Genomic DNA, 14,306 nt, shown 5'->3' with positions numbered 1-14,306 from the left:
GCTTCCCGCTGTCACTCTGAGGATGGTAACGGCCCTGGTGGCGCCCCACACCCGTTTGGCGCTGTATCAGGCGACGCCTCTGTGACTCTGAACTGTTGACAGCTGCCTCGAGGGGGAGGACACGCCATGGCACCACAGCGATTCCACGAGCAGTTCGACCAGATCCAGCGCTCCATGCCCGATGTACCGCTGGCCCTGGGACCCGACGACTCCGCGGAGTTCGTCTACGAGAAAGGCGTGGTCCTCGCCCGTGACGGCGAAGAGGCCCGGCTCGTCGAGGACACCGTCCGCAGCCACTTCACCGAGGCGACCGGCCTGAGCGGCGACCAGGTGCGCCGGGGCAGCCCGGAGACCAACCGCTCGGGCATCACCCGCATCCAGGTCGGCGACCCCGGGCACGGTGACAGGCGCGGCGACCGGGCCGTCGCCCACGCCCTGCGCGCCCTGCGCGGGCACGAGGCCCGCGCCGGACGCCGCTTGGTCAGCCGCAACCACGTGGTGTCGCTCGCCGTGAACTCCTGTCCTGGTGACGAGCCCGTGCCCGCCCCGCTCACCCAGGGCACCAATCCCGCTCCCGCCGAGGGCGGCCACGACGCCGACACGGTGGTCGACGTCCTCGTCGTCGACAACGGCCTCACCCACGACTACTCCCTGGTGCCGCTGCTCGCCCATGTCCAGGGCGACCTGCACGGCACGGAGACCGACGCCCAGGGGAACCTGCTGCAGTACGTCGGGCACGGCACGTTCATCGCCGGGCTCGTCGCCGCCGTCGCCCCGCGGACGAACATCACCGTCCGCAACACCCTCAACGACGCCGGCGCCGTCCTGGAGGACGAGTTCGGGCAGCGCCTCTTCGACGCGGTCGACCGCGACGGCTGGCCGGCGATCCTCAGCCTTTCCGCGGGCACCGCCAACGGCCGTGACGACGGCCTGCTCGGCGTCGCCGCCTTCATGGAGGAACTGCGCGAGCAGGACACGTTGCTGGTCGCGGCGGCCGGCAACAACTCCAGCGCCAGTCCCTTCTGGCCCGCCGCCTACGCCGGCCTGCCCGAGTACGCGCACGCGGTGCTGTCGGTCGGCGCGCTGCGCACCGACGGCGAGTTCGGCGCCTGCTTCTCCAACTACGGCTCCTGGGTGAAGGTCTACGCCCCCGGGGAACGGCTCACCAGCACGCTGACCGGCTTCGACGCGCCGGTGCCGTACGTCTACCAGCACTCCACCTACGACGCGTGCAGGTACCACTTCACCTACGCGTGCACCTGCCAGTCCCCGCGCCACACCGGGGTACTGAGCGAGGCCGGTACGCCGACCTCGGGCAAGGCCGACCAGGTGATGTTCGAGGGCTACGCGCACTGGAGCGGCACCTCTTTCGCCACGCCGGTCGCGGCCGCGATGATCGCGGCCTTCATGACGGCCGACAAGGAGTCCGACGCACGCGCCGCCCGGAAGCAGCTGCTCTCCGGTGACACGGCGTACGCGGAGGTGCGCGGGGCGCACGTGCCGGCGCTGCTCCCGGCCGGCTGGCGTCCGTCGCCGGTCACGCAGCTGGCGCCTCCGGCATGAGGTGCGGAACGGTCCCCTCCACGGCGTACGATGACAGGCCGTACACGAGGAGTGGGGCCGTGGACCGAGCACATGTCGGCGCGTTGGTCCAGACCGCCGTCGACGGCGACGCGGCGGCCTGGAAGGCGCTCGTGGAGGGGCTGAGCCCACTGGTGTGGTCGGTGGTGCGCGCGCACCGGCTCTCCGACGCCGACGCGCACGAGGTCTACCAGACGGTGTGGTTCCGCTTCGCCCAGCACCTGGGGCGCATCCGCGAGCCCGACAAGGCCGGCTCATGGCTGGCGAGCACCGCGCGGCACGAGTGCCTGAAGGTGCTCAAGAGCCTGCGGCGGCTGACGCCGACGGACGATCCGCAGGTGCTGGACCGGATCAGCGAGGACCGTACGCCGGAGCAGTCCTTCCTCGACCTGGAGGAGGCCGCCGCGGAGTCGGAGCGGATCAGGCGCCTGTGGCAGGAGTTCGAGGAACTCGGCGAGCGGTGCAGGCAGTTGCTGCGCGTCCTGATGGCCACGCCGCCGCCCAGCTACCAGGAGGTGTCCGTGGCCCTCGGGATCGCCGTGGGCAGCATCGGACCGCTGCGCCAGCGCTGCCTTCGGCGCCTGCGGGCGCGGCTCGAGGCACGGGGAGCGGTGTGAGCGGCATGGACGACGACGTGAACGGCACGCACGGCATGGACGACATGGACGGCGAGGTGCCCCTCGACGGCGAGGACTTCGACCTCGACCTGCTGGAGGAGGAGCTCCGCCGGACCGCGGCCGTCCTCGACCCCGTCCCGGCCGAGCTGCGGCGGATGGCCGTGGAGGCGTTCGCCCTGCACGACCTCGAGGCCCGGCTGGCCGAGCTGACCTTCGACTCGGTGGTCGACGCCATCCCGGTCCGGGGGGCGGTCGACGCGCCGCGGATGCTGACGTTCCACGCGGGCGGCGTGACCGTCGACGTGGAGCTGACCGCGCACGGGCTGATGGGACAGGTGCTGCCGCCCCAGCAGGCCCGGATCGAGGTGCTCACCGGCCCGCACCCGGGCGAGCCCCTGGCGACCGACGACATGGGACGCTTCACCCACGACCGGCCCCCCGGCGGCCCGTTCGCCCTGCGGCTGCGGACCGACGAGGGAGTGCTCGTCACGGACTGGCTGACGGTCTGACCAGGCGTGCCCGGGGCCTTCGCCGGCCGGCCCGAGGTCAGCCGGCGGTGACGGTGTCGGGTCCGGTGACGGCGTCGACGAGCGTCGCCAGCGCCGTCGCCAGCCGGCCGAGCCCCGGTCCGGCCGGCCCGCCCGGCTCGGTCATGTAGGTGTCCCGCCGGATCTCCACCATCAGCGCACCGACCCGCGCGTCGGAGCCGTGGAACCGAAGCGGCACGTACGTCCCGGCGAACGGACTGTCCAGCCCGGTCCGCCCGCAGGACGCGAACGCCTCCCGTGCCGCCCGCAGCAGCGCGGGCGGCGTGTGGAAGGAGTCGGTGCCCAGGCAGACCGGCGGACGGGGGCCCTCGCCGTGCAGCTCGTACGGCAGGGCCGCGGTCGGATAGGAGTGCACGTCGACGATCACGGCGCGGCCCGTCGCGGCGAGCCGGCCGGCCACCGCGTCCGTCATGGCGCGCGCGTACGGACGGAAGTAGCGGTCGATCAGCGGCCGCGGGTCGGTGTCCGCGGGCCGCAGCTCCTGCCGGTGCGTCGTCCGCGTGTACACCGCGCCCATCCCGACGTCGAGCATCTCCTCCCGCTCGTCGGGGAACCGCTCGGGGTCGACGACCAGCCGCGACAGCCGGTTGACGAACCGCCACGGGGTGATCCCGGCCGATCGCGCGGCCGCCTCGGCGAGCTCGGCCGTGTGCGCGTCGGTGATGTGGTCCAGCTCCCGCTCCAGCTCCGCGTCGTCGAGCACGATGCCCGCGCGCGCCTCGGCGGGGATCGTGCGCGCTGAGTGCGGCACATGGAGGATCACCGGGGAGTCGGGCGCGCCGGGAAGGAGCTCGAAGGACGGCGCGTCGGCGTGCGGCATGGACTGCTCCCTGCGGTTCGGTGTCACGTACGAGGAGTCATCGTCGCCCGCCGAACTCCCATTCGTGCACCTCGACGGCCGCGTACCGGTCCACGCTGAGGACGGCCCGGGCGGCCTGCGGGTCCGGCGCCCGCAGCAGGGCCGCCGTCCCCAGCCAGGTCTCGCCGTCGTCGGACAGCAGCGGCCCGTACGCCACCAACTCGTCCCTGTCGGAGGGCGGTTCGAGGTCGACGCCCTCTCCCGCTCCGAGGCCGAGCACCAGGTACCGGTTGCCGCCGCTGCGCCCGCCGGGGAAATCCCCCATGGTGCGTCCCAGCAGATTGCGCCACCGGCGCAGCAGCACGTCCCGGTAGACGCCCGCCTGGTGGTTGGGCTCGTCGAAGGCGAACGCGCGGGCGGCGGCCGTGTCCGGCAGCTCCACGATGTGCACGCTGCCCGTGGGCGTGTCGCCGCCGGCCGCGAAGGTCGGCCCCCGGGCGATCAGCTCGGCCGCGTAGCGGTCCATGTAGGACCAGTGCGCCTCCAGCAACTCCTCGCGCAGGGAGGCGGAGCCGGGCCGGTCACGGTGGTAGCAGAAGAACTCCATGCCCGCAGAGTCTGCCCAGGTCCGTTGGCCGCCGCCACGCGATGTCCACGGTGCACGGCGATGCCCCGGGGCCCGGGGCCGCTGTCGGGCCTCTCGCGAGAACGCCTCGAGGCCGCGAACGCCGACGTCCCGGCAGGCGGGGTGCCTGCCGGGACGTCGGCTCGAAAAGACCCCGGAGCGTCAGCTCAGGGACGCCAGCGCCTCGTTCCAGGTGGCCGACGGGCGCATGACCGCCGCCGCCTTGGCCGGGTCGGGCTGGTAGTAGCCGCCGATGTCGGCCGGCTGGCCCTGGACGGCGTTCAGCTCCTCGACGATCTTCTGCTCGTTCGCGGCGAGCGTCTCGGCGAGCGGGGCGAAGACCTTGGCCAGGTCCGCGTCGTCGCTCTGCCGGGCCAGCTCCTGCGCCCAGTACAGGGACAGGTAGAAGTGGCTGCCGCGGTTGTCGATGCCGCCGACGCGACGGGTCGGGGACTTGTCCTCGTTGAGGAAGGTCGCCGTGGCGCGGTCGAGGGCGTCGGCGAGGACCTTGGCCTTCGGGTTGTCCGCGACGCTCGCGTACTGCTCCAGCGACGGCACCAGCGCGAAGAACTCGCCCAGGGAGTCCCAGCGCAGGTAGTTCTCCTTGACCAGCTGCTGGACGTGCTTCGGCGCGGAGCCGCCGGCGCCCGTCTCGAACAGGCCGCCGCCCGCCATCAGCGGGACGACCGACAGCATCTTGGCGCTGGTGCCCAGCTCCAGGATGGGGAACAGGTCGGTCAGGTAGTCGCGCAGCACGTTGCCGGTGACGGAGATGGTGTCCTCGCCGCGGCGGATGCGCTCCACCGACAGCTTCGTCGCCTCGACCGGGTTCAGGACGCGGATGTCCAGACCCTCGGTGTCGTGCTCCGCCAGGTAGGTGTTGACCTTGGCGATCAGGTTGGCGTCGTGCGCGCGGGTCTCGTCGAGCCAGAACACCGCCGGGTCGCCGGTGGCGCGGGCGCGGGTGACGGCCAGCTTCACCCAGTCCTTGATGGGGGCGTCCTTGGTCTGGCAGGCGCGGAAGATGTCGCCGGCGGAGACCGTCTGTTCGATGACCACGTTGCCGGACTGGTCGACGAGGCGGACCGTGCCGGTGACGGGGATCTCGAAGGTCTTGTCGTGGGAGCCGTACTCCTCGGCCTTCTGCGCCATCAGGCCGACGTTCGGGACCGAGCCCATGGTGGAGGGGTCGTAGGCCCCGTTGGCCCGGCAGTCCTCGATCACGGCCTGGTAGACGCCCGCGTAGGAGGAGTCCGGAAGGACGGCGAGGGTGTCGGCCTCCTGGCCGTCCGGGCCCCACATGTGGCCGGAGGTGCGGATCATGGCCGGCATCGAGGCGTCGACGATGACGTCGGACGGCACGTGCAGGTTGGTGATGCCCTTGTCGGAGTCGACCATCGCCAGTGCCGGGCCCTCGGCGAGCTCGGCGTCGAAGGAGGCCTTGATCTCGGCGCCCTCGGGCAGACCCTCCAGGCCCTTGTAGATGCCGCCCAGACCGTCGTTCGGGGTCAGGCCGGCGGCGGCGAGCGTCTCGCCGTACTTCGCGAACGTCTTCGGGAAGAACGCACGTACCACGTGACCGAAGATGATCGGGTCGGAGACCTTCATCATCGTGGCCTTCAGGTGCACGGAGAACAGCACGCCCTGCGCCTTGGCCTCGGCGACCTGCGCGGTCAGGAACTCGCGCAGCGCGGCGACGCGCATGACGGAGGCGTCGACGACCTCGCCCTCGAGGACCGGCACGGACTCGCGCAGCACGGTCGTGGAGCCGTCGTCGCCGACCAGCTCGATGCGCAGCGCGCCGGCCTCGGAGATGACGGCGGACTTCTCGGTGGAGCGGAAGTCGTTCTCGCCCATGGTCGCGACGTTCGTCTTGGACTCGGCGGTCCAGGCGCCCATGCGGTGCGGGTGGGTCTTGGCGTAGTTCTTGACCGAGGCGGGGGCGCGGCGGTCGGAGTTGCCCTCACGCAGGACCGGGTTCACGGCGGAGCCCTTGACCTTGTCGTAGCGGGCCTGGATCTCCCGCTCCTCGTCGGTCTTGGGGTCGTCCGGGTAGTTCGGCAGCGCGTAGCCCTGCGCCTGCAGCTCGGCGACGGCGGCCTTGAGCTGCGGGATCGACGCCGAGATGTTCGGCAGCTTGATGATGTTGGCCGCGGGCGTCTTGGCCAGCTCACCCAGCTCGTGCAGGGCGTCCGGGATGCGCTGGTCCTCGGTCAGGTACTCCGGGAACACCGCGATGATGCGGCCCGCCAGTGAGATGTCCCGCGTCTCCACGGAGACACCCGCCTGCGAGGCGTACGCCTGGACCACCGGCAGGAAGGAATACGTCGCCAGGGCCGGGGCCTCGTCAGTGTGCGTATAGATGATGGTCGAGTCAGTCACCGGGTGCTCCGCTCCACGTCTGCAACATTGCTCGACATCAAGATATCTCGGACTCGGGGGCGGGCTCGACAGGGGTCCGCCCCGCGGACGTTTCGACGGAGCTCGAACCGCCGTACGGGGATGCAACCAAACAGCCGATCGCATGGTCATGGATGTAGATCGTCCAACTGATCGTCGACGGCCGGAACTGACCACCCGGCCGCCCGAGCGAAAGCTGACCATGAGATATCGCACCAGAGTGACGGCCCCCGCGGCCGCCCTGATCGGTACGGCCGCGGCACTGACCGTGGGGGGAACGGCCCGGGCGACGCCGAAGGGCGGGGGCACACCGGGCGCCGAGACCCTCGGCGACACCGTCTTCCCGGCCCTCGGCAACGACGGCTACCGCGTCTCCGACTACCACCTCGACCTCGCCTACGACGCCACGACCAAGCTTGTCGAGGCCACGGCCACCCTGAGGATCCGCGCCACCCAGCCGCTGAGCCGGTTCTCCCTGGACTGTCTCGGCCTGGACGTGCACGCCGTCCGCGTCGGCGGCCGCACCGCCTCCTTCGAGCAGGCCGACGAGAAGCTGCGGATCACGCCCGCCCGGCCGCTGCCCGACAAGGCCCGCGTGACGGTCTGCGTGGAGTACACGGCCGATCCGGCCCGCGCCCTGCCGCACACCGCCTGGGTCGTCACCCCGGACGGCTTCGCGATCTGCCCGCAGCCGAACTCCGCGCACACCGTCTTCCCCTGCAACGACCACCCGTCGGACAAGGCGGACTTCACCTTCCGCGTCACCGTCCCCGACGGACTGCGGGGCGTCGCGAGCGGCCTCCTGTGCGGTACCGAGAGCCTCGACGGGGGCCGTACGGCCTACACGTACGAGTCCCGTGAGCCGATGGCCACGGAGCTGGTGCAGATCACGGTCGGCGACTACGTCGTCAAGGAGCGGCCGGGCCCCCACGGCCTGCCGCTGCGGGACATCGTGCCCACGGCCCGCGCCGCCGCACTGGAGCCCGCGCTCGCGCTCACGCCCGGGCTGGTGGAGTGGATCGAGCAGCGCCTCGGGGCGTTCCCCTTCGAGACGTACGGTCTGCTGCCCTGCAACTCCGACAGCCCCACCGCCTTCGACTTCACGGGTCTGGAGACCCAGACGCTCACCCTGTACAAGCCGAACTTCCTGCTCCAGGAAGAGAAGAAGATCGGCTCGCACATGATGCACGAGCTGGTCCACTCCTGGTTCGGCAACCTGGTCAGCCCCGCGAACTGGGCCGACCTGTGGCTCAACGAGGGCCACGCCGACTACTACGGACTGCTGTACCGCTACGAGCGCGGCTGGACCGACTCCCTCGGCTACAGCACGTTCGAGGACCGCATGAAGTGGACCTACGGCGTCGGCGACCAGTGGCGGCACGACTCCGGCCCGGTCGCCGCGCCGAACGAGGTCAACCTCTTCGACAACCAGCGCTACACGGGCGGCGTCCTCGTCCTGTACGCGCTGCGCCAGGTCGTCGGCGAGGACGTCTTCCACGCGATCGAGCGCGCCTTCCTGGACCGGTACCGGAACTCCTCGGCGACGACGGACGACTACATCGCCGTCGCCTCGGAGGTCTCCGGCCAGGACCTGACCGGCTTCCTGCGGGACTGGCTCTACGGCACCAAGACCCCGCGGATGCCCGGCCACCCGGACTGGACGGTCACGCCGGTCAGTTCCTCGCTCGCCACCCCGCACAGCCGCCGGGGCGGCCACTGGCACGAGAACTCGGCGACTCTCTGAGCCGTCAGTCGAGGTGGGCGACGTGCGCGTCGCCCACCTGCTCGGCGGTGCGCTGCTGCGGGATGCTCACCGAGCCCTGCTGCAGCGCCACCGTCCGCGCGGGCGCCGGGATGCGGATGCCCTCCTGGCCGTAGCGCCGGTGCAGTCGCTTGATGAACTCGTGCTTGATCCGGAACTGGTCGCTGAACTCGCCGACCCCGAGGATGACGGTGAAGCCGATCCGGGAGTCGCCGAAGGTGTGGAAGCGCACCAGCGGCTCGTGGTCCGCGACGGCGCCGTCGATCTCCTTCATCACCTCGGCGACGACCTCGCAGGTGACGCGCTCCACGTGCTCCAGGTCGCTGTCGTAGGCGACGCCGACCTGGACGGTGATCGTCAGCTTCTGCTCGGGGCGCATGAAGTTGGTCATGTTGGCCTTCGCGAGCTCCCCGTTGGGGATGACGATCAGGTTGTTGGACAGGGCCCGCACCGTCGTCTGACGCCAGTTGATGTCCTCGACGTACCCCTCCTCGCCGCTGCTCAGCTGGATGTAGTCACCGGGCTGCACGGTCTTGGAGGCGAGGATGTGGATGCCCGCGAACAGGTTGGCGAGGGTGTCCTGCAGGGCGAGGGCGACCGCCAGACCACCGACGCCCAGAGCGGTGAGCATCGGCGCGATCGAGATGCCCAGCGTCTGCAGCACCACCAGGAAGCCGATCGCCAGGACCAGGACCCGGGTGATGTTCACGAAGATCGTGGCCGACCGGGCGACCCCGGAGCGGGACTGGGTGACCGTGCCCACCAGGCCGGCGATCACCCGCGCCGCCGTCAGCGTCACGACGAAGATGAGCACGACGGTGAGCGACTGGTTCACATGCTTCTGGACGGTTCTCGTCAGCGGCAGTATCCCGCCCGCGGACGCGGCCCCGCCCAGGAACGCGGCCCACGGCACCACCGTGCGCAGCGCGTCCACGATGACGTCGTCACCGCTCCAGCGGGTCCGGTCGGCGTGCTTGCCCAGCCACCGCATCAGCACGCGCAGCAGGAACGCGGCCAACAGGCCCGCACCCAGCGCGATTCCGGCGAGGACCAGGTCGTCCACGGTGAGCGCTCGGTTCACCGGTTACCTCCAATTTCGGGATGTGCAACCGCTCATCCTGCCGCATCCGCACAGGGGTTCGTGCCCGCCGTCCGTGCAGCCTGGCGCGTTCCGTTCGTCATACGTCCGTGAAGGACCCGTGTCGCCCCGCGCCCGAGGCGAACCGCGCCGCCCCCTCCAGACCCTGCGCCAACACGCGCATTCCGTGGCGGAGTTCGCCGCGCATCGCCTCCTCCTCCGTCAGCCCCTCCTGCTCCAGCGCCGACGCCCGGTCGCCGCGCAGGCACGTCTGCGGGAAACGGGCGATCTCCGCGGCCAGTTCCTCGGCCGCGGCGCGGGCCGTGCCGGTGGGGACGAGGCGGTTGGCCAGTCCCATGGCATACGCCTCCGGCGCCCGCACCGGACGTCCCGTCAGGATCAGGTCCAGCGCCCGGCTCTGCCCGATCAGCCGGGGCAGCCGCACCGTCCCCCCGTCGATCAGTGGCACGCCCCAGCGGCGGCAGAACACGCCGAAGACCGCGTCCTCCTCGGCGACCCGCAGATCGCACCACAGCGCCAGTTCCAGGCCGCCCGCCACCGCGTGCCCGGCGACCGCCGCGATCACCGGCTTGGACAGCCGCAGCCGCGTCGGGCCCATCGGGCCGTCGCCGTCCTCCGCCACCCGGTTGCCCCGCTCCGTACCGACGGCCTTGAGGTCGGCGCCCGCGCAGAACGTGCCGCCCTCACCCCACAACACCGCCACCCGCGCCTCCTCGTCCGCCTCGAACTCCCTGAACGCGGCGGCCAGTTCGGCGGCCGTGGGGCCGTCGACGGCGTTGCGGGCCTCGGGGCGGGAGAGGACGACCGTGGTGACGTGTCCCTGGCGCTCGGTCCGGGCCGGCATGCCGGGCCCCCTTTTCCTGTGCGAGCCTGATGGTGCGTACTCAAGGGAGTGTTCCTGATGGCAGGCGAAGGCGCCGACCTCCCGGTGGCCGTGGTGACCGGGGCCAACCGCGGGATCGGGTACGAGGTCGTACGACAGCTGGCCGACCGGCGGTACCGCGTGCTCCTCGGGGCGCGCGACCTCGGCAAGGGGCGCGCCGCCGCGGCCCGTCTCGACCCGGGCGGCGAGCGGGTGACCGCCGTCCGCCTCGACGTCGCCGACGCGGCGAGCGTGGCCGCGACGGCCGAACGGGTGGCCCGCGAGCAGGGCCGCGTGGACGTGGTCGTCAACAACGCGGCGATCCTCTACGACACCTGGGCGCAGGCCCGGTCCGCCGATCTGGCCGAGGTCCAGCAGGCCCTGGACACCAACCTGTTCGGTGCCTGGCGGGTCACCCAGGGGCTGCTTCCGCTGCTGCGGCGCAGCCCGCACCCCCGGGTCGTCATGGTGAGCAGCGAGGGCGGCTCCCTGCACGCGATGAGCGGCGGCACCCCGGCCTACAGCGTCTCCAAGGCCGCCCTCAACGCCCTCACCCGTCTCCTGGCCGGTGAACTGCGCCCGGACGGCGTGCTGGTCAACGCGGTCTGCCCGGGCTGGGTCGCCACCGACATGGGCGGCCGGGGCGGCCGGCCCGTGGCCGAGGGTGCGGCGGGCGTCGTCTGGGCGGCCACACTGCCCGACTCAGGCCCGACCGGCGGCTTCTTCCGGGACGGCGAGCCGCTCGCCTGGTGAGTCGTCAGATCACCTTCAGCCGTACCAGCGCCCCCAGCGTCAGCGCCCCCGGCACCAGCGGCAGCCACACCGTGATGATCCGGTAGGCGAGCACCACCGCCGTCGCCACGGCCGCCGGGCCGCCCGCCGCCACCAACGCCACCACCAGCGCCGCCTCCACGGAGCCGATGCCGCCGGGCGTCGGCACCAGCGCGACGGCGACCGTCGCGGCCAGGTACGCCACCGCCATGTGCACCGGAGGCACCGGCAGCCCGAGCGACATGCCGACCAGGACGAGCCCCGTCGCCTGCAGCGCGGGGAAGGCGAGCGAACCGCCCCACAGGGCGAGGGCGCGGGACGGGCGCGTGTGCACCGAGCGCAGTTCGCCCAGCGCCGTACGCAGGAAGGACAGCGCGGTCGTCCGCAGCCGCCGTACCAGGACCAGGACCGTGGCGGCCACGACCGCGACCGCCGCGACCGTCAGCAGCAGCGGGGCCGTCGCGCCCGGCGGTACCAGGCTGCCGAAGCGCAGCGCGCCGGGGAAGGCGAGGAGCAGCGCGACCAGCAGGGCCACCCGGGTGACCGACTCCGCCAGCAGGTACAGGGCGAGGGCGGCCGAGGAACGGGCCAGCGGAATGCCGCACACGGTCATGAAGCGCAGGTTGACCGCCCCCGCGCCCAGGCCGGTGGGCAGCAGATGGTTGGCGGAGCCGGCCGCGAACTGGGTGGCCAGCAACCGCCGTCTCGGCAGCCGGTCGACGACCGCGCCCTGCCGTGTGAAGGCGGCCGCCACCCAGGTCAGACAGGTGGCGGCGACCGCCGCCAGCAGCCATGGCCAGTCGGCGGAGCGCAGCTGGCCGAAGCCCTCGGCCAGCACGTCACGGTGCCGCACGGCGACGACGGTGACCAGCAGGAGCGGAAGCAGGCACAGGACCTGGCGGACCGGGACGCGACGGGGGAACCGTCCCGGCGGGAGGGAGCCGTGGGGAATTTCGACCGCAGTCACACCGGGAGAGGGTTTCCGCACCGCGCCAACGGCGGGTTGCGGCATCGCGGACAGCGGCTTACGGACGGGAAGCGGGTGGGGAGGCAGGGCCATGAGGTCCTTCGGGGCAGGGGACGAAGCGGCGGGAGTGTTGACCTCAACGACGCTCGAGGTTCTACGTTCTCTCCCATGAGCATGGAAACCACAGCGTGGACACAGCTGCACAGTGTCATGACGGCCCAGCAGGAGCGCCGACCCGTGGCGCGTGCCACGCTGCGCCGTATCGGCGCGTTCGCCCGTCCGCACCGCGCCCGCATCGCACAGTTCGTGCTCCTCGGGGTGGTGACCGCGCTGCTCGCCGTCGCGACCCCCGTGCTCGCCGGACATGTCGTGAACGCGATCGTGTCGCACGGCGAGCAGGGCACCGTCGTACGCCTCGCCCTGCTCATCGCGCTCATCGCGGTCGCGGAGGCGGCGCTCGGGATCCTCGGCCGGAGGCTCTCGGCGTCGCTCGGCGAGGGGCTCATCCTGGATCTGCGGACGGCTGTGTTCGATCATGTGCAGCGGATGCCGGTCGCGTTCTTCACACGGACACGTACGGGAGCGCTGGTCTCCCGACTCAACAACGACGTCATCGGCGCCCAGCGCGCCTTCAGCAACACCCTGTCCGGAGTGGTCAGCAACCTGGTCACCCTCGTGCTCACGCTCGCCGTCATGCTCACCCTGTCCTGGCAGATCACGCTGCTCGCGCTGCTGCTCCTGCCGGCGTTCGTGATCCCGGCCCGGCGCATGGGCAGCCGCATGGCGCTGATGCAGCGCGAGGCGGCCACCCTGAACGCGGCCATGGGCACCCGGATGACCGAGCGCTTCTCCGCTCCCGGCGCCACCCTGGTCAAGCTGTTCGGGCGCCCGGAGCAGGAGTCGGAGGAGTTCGCGGCGCGCGCCCGCCGGGTCGCCGAGATCGGCGTGCGCACCGCCACGGCCCAGTCGGTGTTCATCACCGCGCTCACCCTGGTGTCCTCCCTGGCGCTGGCCCTCGTCTACGGCCTGGGCGGCTGGTTCGCCCTGCGCGGCAGCCTGGAGCCGGGGGCCGTCGTCTCCCTCGCCCTGCTGCTGACCCGCATGTACGCGCCGCTGACCGCGCTCGCCGGCGCCCGGGTCGAGGTGATGAGCGCCCTGGTCAGCTTCGAGCGCGTCTTCGAGGTGCTCGACCTGGAGCCGCTCATCGTGGAGAAGCCGGACGCGCGGGCCGTCCCGGAGGGCCCGGTCTCCGTCGAGTTCGACGCGGTGCGCTTCGCGTACCCGTCCGCCGACAAGGTGTCCCTGGCCTCGCTGGAGGAGGTCGCGTCGCTGGACACCAGGGGCGGCGCGGAGGTCCTGCACGGCGTCTCCTTCCGCGCCGAGCCCGGCCAGACCGTGGCGCTCGTCGGCTCCTCCGGCGCCGGCAAGTCGACCATCGCGCAGCTGCTGCCGCGCCTGTACGACGTCGACGAGGGCGCCGTGCGCATCGGCGGCGTGGACGTCCGCGACCTGAGCGCCGGGTCGCTGCGCGCCACCCTCGGCATGGTCACCCAGGACGGCCACCTCTTCCACGACACCGTCCGCGCCAACCTGCTGCTGGCCCGCCCCGGGGCGGACGAGGCCGAGCTGTGGGACGCCCTGCGCCGCTCCCGTCTCGACGACCTGGTCCGCTCGCTGCCCGACGGCCTGGACACGGTCGTCGGCGAGCGCGGCTACCGCCTGTCCGGCGGCGAGCGCCAGCGCATGACCATCGCCCGTCTGCTGCTGGCCCGCCAGCGCGTCGTCATCCTCGACGAGGCCACGGCCCACCTCGACAACACCTCCGAGGCCGCCGTCCAGGAGGCGCTGACCGAGGCGCTGGCGGGCCGGACCGCGGTGGTGATCGCGCACCGGCTGTCCACCGTGCGGGCCGCGGACATGATCCTGGTGATCGAGGACGGGCGGGTCCTGGAGCGCGGCACCCACGAGGCACTGCTGCTGACCGGCGGCCGGTACGCCGAGCTGTACCGCACGCAGTTCGAGGAGCCCGGCGGCGAGGACGACGCGCCGGAGGTCGAGGTGGTGGCATAGGGCCTGCCGTCTGGATCAGCGCGGCGTCGCGGGGCCTGGCACGCACTCCCCCAGAGGGGGCACCCCCAGCCGCGTTGTCCTCACTCGCCGACTCCCCCGCTCTCGGCTTCGCTCGAGCGGGGGAACCCCATCGCGTCGACTCCCTCCTCCGCCTTGCAGCCGCACGCACCAGACCCCGCTCGGCTCGGCCAGGACGCACCGTCCC

The 14,306-nt window shown here is 72.1% G+C and carries 12 protein-coding genes; 6 read left to right on the top strand and 6 right to left on the bottom strand.

Annotation, left to right across the window (positions count from 1 at the left end; translation table 11 throughout):
* Positions 1-126: 126 nt before the first annotated feature.
* The 3 genes from LN251_RS42160 to LN251_RS42150 are packed head-to-tail and all read left to right on the top strand — an operon-like array spanning position 127 to position 2,707.
* Entirely contained in the window at positions 127-1,563 is a 1,437-nt protein-coding gene (locus tag LN251_RS42160; RefSeq protein ID WP_458249407.1) for a S8/S53 family peptidase, read from the top strand.
* 59 nt (positions 1,564-1,622) lie between these two features.
* Complete coding sequence (locus tag LN251_RS42155) at positions 1,623-2,198, top strand: RNA polymerase sigma factor (protein ID WP_058921705.1); 576 nt, start codon at positions 1,623-1,625, stop codon at positions 2,196-2,198.
* A gap of 5 nt (positions 2,199-2,203) precedes the next feature.
* Positions 2,204-2,707 (top strand): hypothetical protein, encoded by a 504-nt coding sequence (locus LN251_RS42150; RefSeq protein WP_458249406.1) that lies wholly within the window; start codon positions 2,204-2,206, stop codon positions 2,705-2,707.
* Between the two features lie 37 nt (positions 2,708-2,744).
* On the opposite strand, the gene LN251_RS42145 is transcribed toward LN251_RS42150, so the two are convergent.
* The 3 genes from LN251_RS42145 to LN251_RS42135 form a co-directional block, all read right to left on the bottom strand.
* Positions 2,745-3,566, bottom strand: coding sequence for an N-formylglutamate amidohydrolase (locus tag LN251_RS42145; RefSeq protein WP_458249405.1), 822 nt, complete (start codon positions 3,564-3,566; stop codon positions 2,745-2,747).
* Positions 3,567-3,603: 37 nt separating this feature from the next.
* On the bottom strand, positions 3,604-4,152 hold the full coding sequence (locus tag LN251_RS42140; RefSeq protein WP_458249404.1) for a YciI family protein: 549 nt from the start codon (positions 4,150-4,152) through the stop codon (positions 3,604-3,606).
* A 180-nt stretch (positions 4,153-4,332) separates the two neighbouring features.
* Positions 4,333-6,552, bottom strand: coding sequence for an NADP-dependent isocitrate dehydrogenase (locus LN251_RS42135; RefSeq protein ID WP_458249403.1), 2,220 nt, complete (start codon positions 6,550-6,552; stop codon positions 4,333-4,335).
* Positions 6,553-6,790: 238 nt separating this feature from the next.
* Between LN251_RS42135 and LN251_RS42130 the strand changes: the two genes are divergently transcribed.
* Entirely contained in the window at positions 6,791-8,314 is a 1,524-nt protein-coding gene (locus tag LN251_RS42130) for a M1 family metallopeptidase (protein WP_458249402.1), read from the top strand.
* 4 nt (positions 8,315-8,318) lie between these two features.
* Here LN251_RS42130 and LN251_RS42125 read toward each other — a convergent pair whose 3' ends face one another.
* Together LN251_RS42125 and LN251_RS42120 are read right to left on the bottom strand one after the other, a co-directional pair.
* Positions 8,319-9,413, bottom strand: coding sequence for a mechanosensitive ion channel family protein (locus LN251_RS42125; RefSeq protein WP_458249401.1), 1,095 nt, complete (start codon positions 9,411-9,413; stop codon positions 8,319-8,321).
* 97 nt (positions 9,414-9,510) lie between these two features.
* Positions 9,511-10,275, bottom strand: a complete 765-nt coding sequence (locus LN251_RS42120) for a crotonase/enoyl-CoA hydratase family protein (protein ID WP_458249400.1) — start codon at positions 10,273-10,275, stop codon at positions 9,511-9,513.
* Between the two features lie 57 nt (positions 10,276-10,332).
* Between LN251_RS42120 and LN251_RS42115 the strand changes: the two genes are divergently transcribed.
* Entirely contained in the window at positions 10,333-11,046 is a 714-nt protein-coding gene (locus tag LN251_RS42115) for an SDR family NAD(P)-dependent oxidoreductase (RefSeq protein ID WP_458249399.1), read from the top strand.
* Between the two features lie 4 nt (positions 11,047-11,050).
* Here the strand turns inward: LN251_RS42115 and LN251_RS42110 are convergent, their stop codons facing one another.
* Positions 11,051-12,031 (bottom strand): lysylphosphatidylglycerol synthase transmembrane domain-containing protein, encoded by a 981-nt coding sequence (locus LN251_RS42110; RefSeq protein ID WP_458249398.1) that lies wholly within the window; start codon positions 12,029-12,031, stop codon positions 11,051-11,053.
* Positions 12,032-12,205: 174 nt separating this feature from the next.
* Here LN251_RS42110 and LN251_RS42105 point away from each other — a divergent pair, with 174 nt between their 5' ends.
* Positions 12,206-14,101: an ABC transporter ATP-binding protein gene (locus tag LN251_RS42105; RefSeq protein WP_458249549.1), complete on the top strand. Its 1,896-nt coding sequence runs from the start codon at positions 12,206-12,208 to the stop codon at positions 14,099-14,101.
* Positions 14,102-14,306: the final 205 nt, after the last annotated feature.

The organism is Streptomyces sp. MAI_2237 (assembly GCF_054189285.1).
Note: the sequence above shows the minus strand (reverse complement) of the source record. Positions and strands in the feature narration are given on the sequence as shown.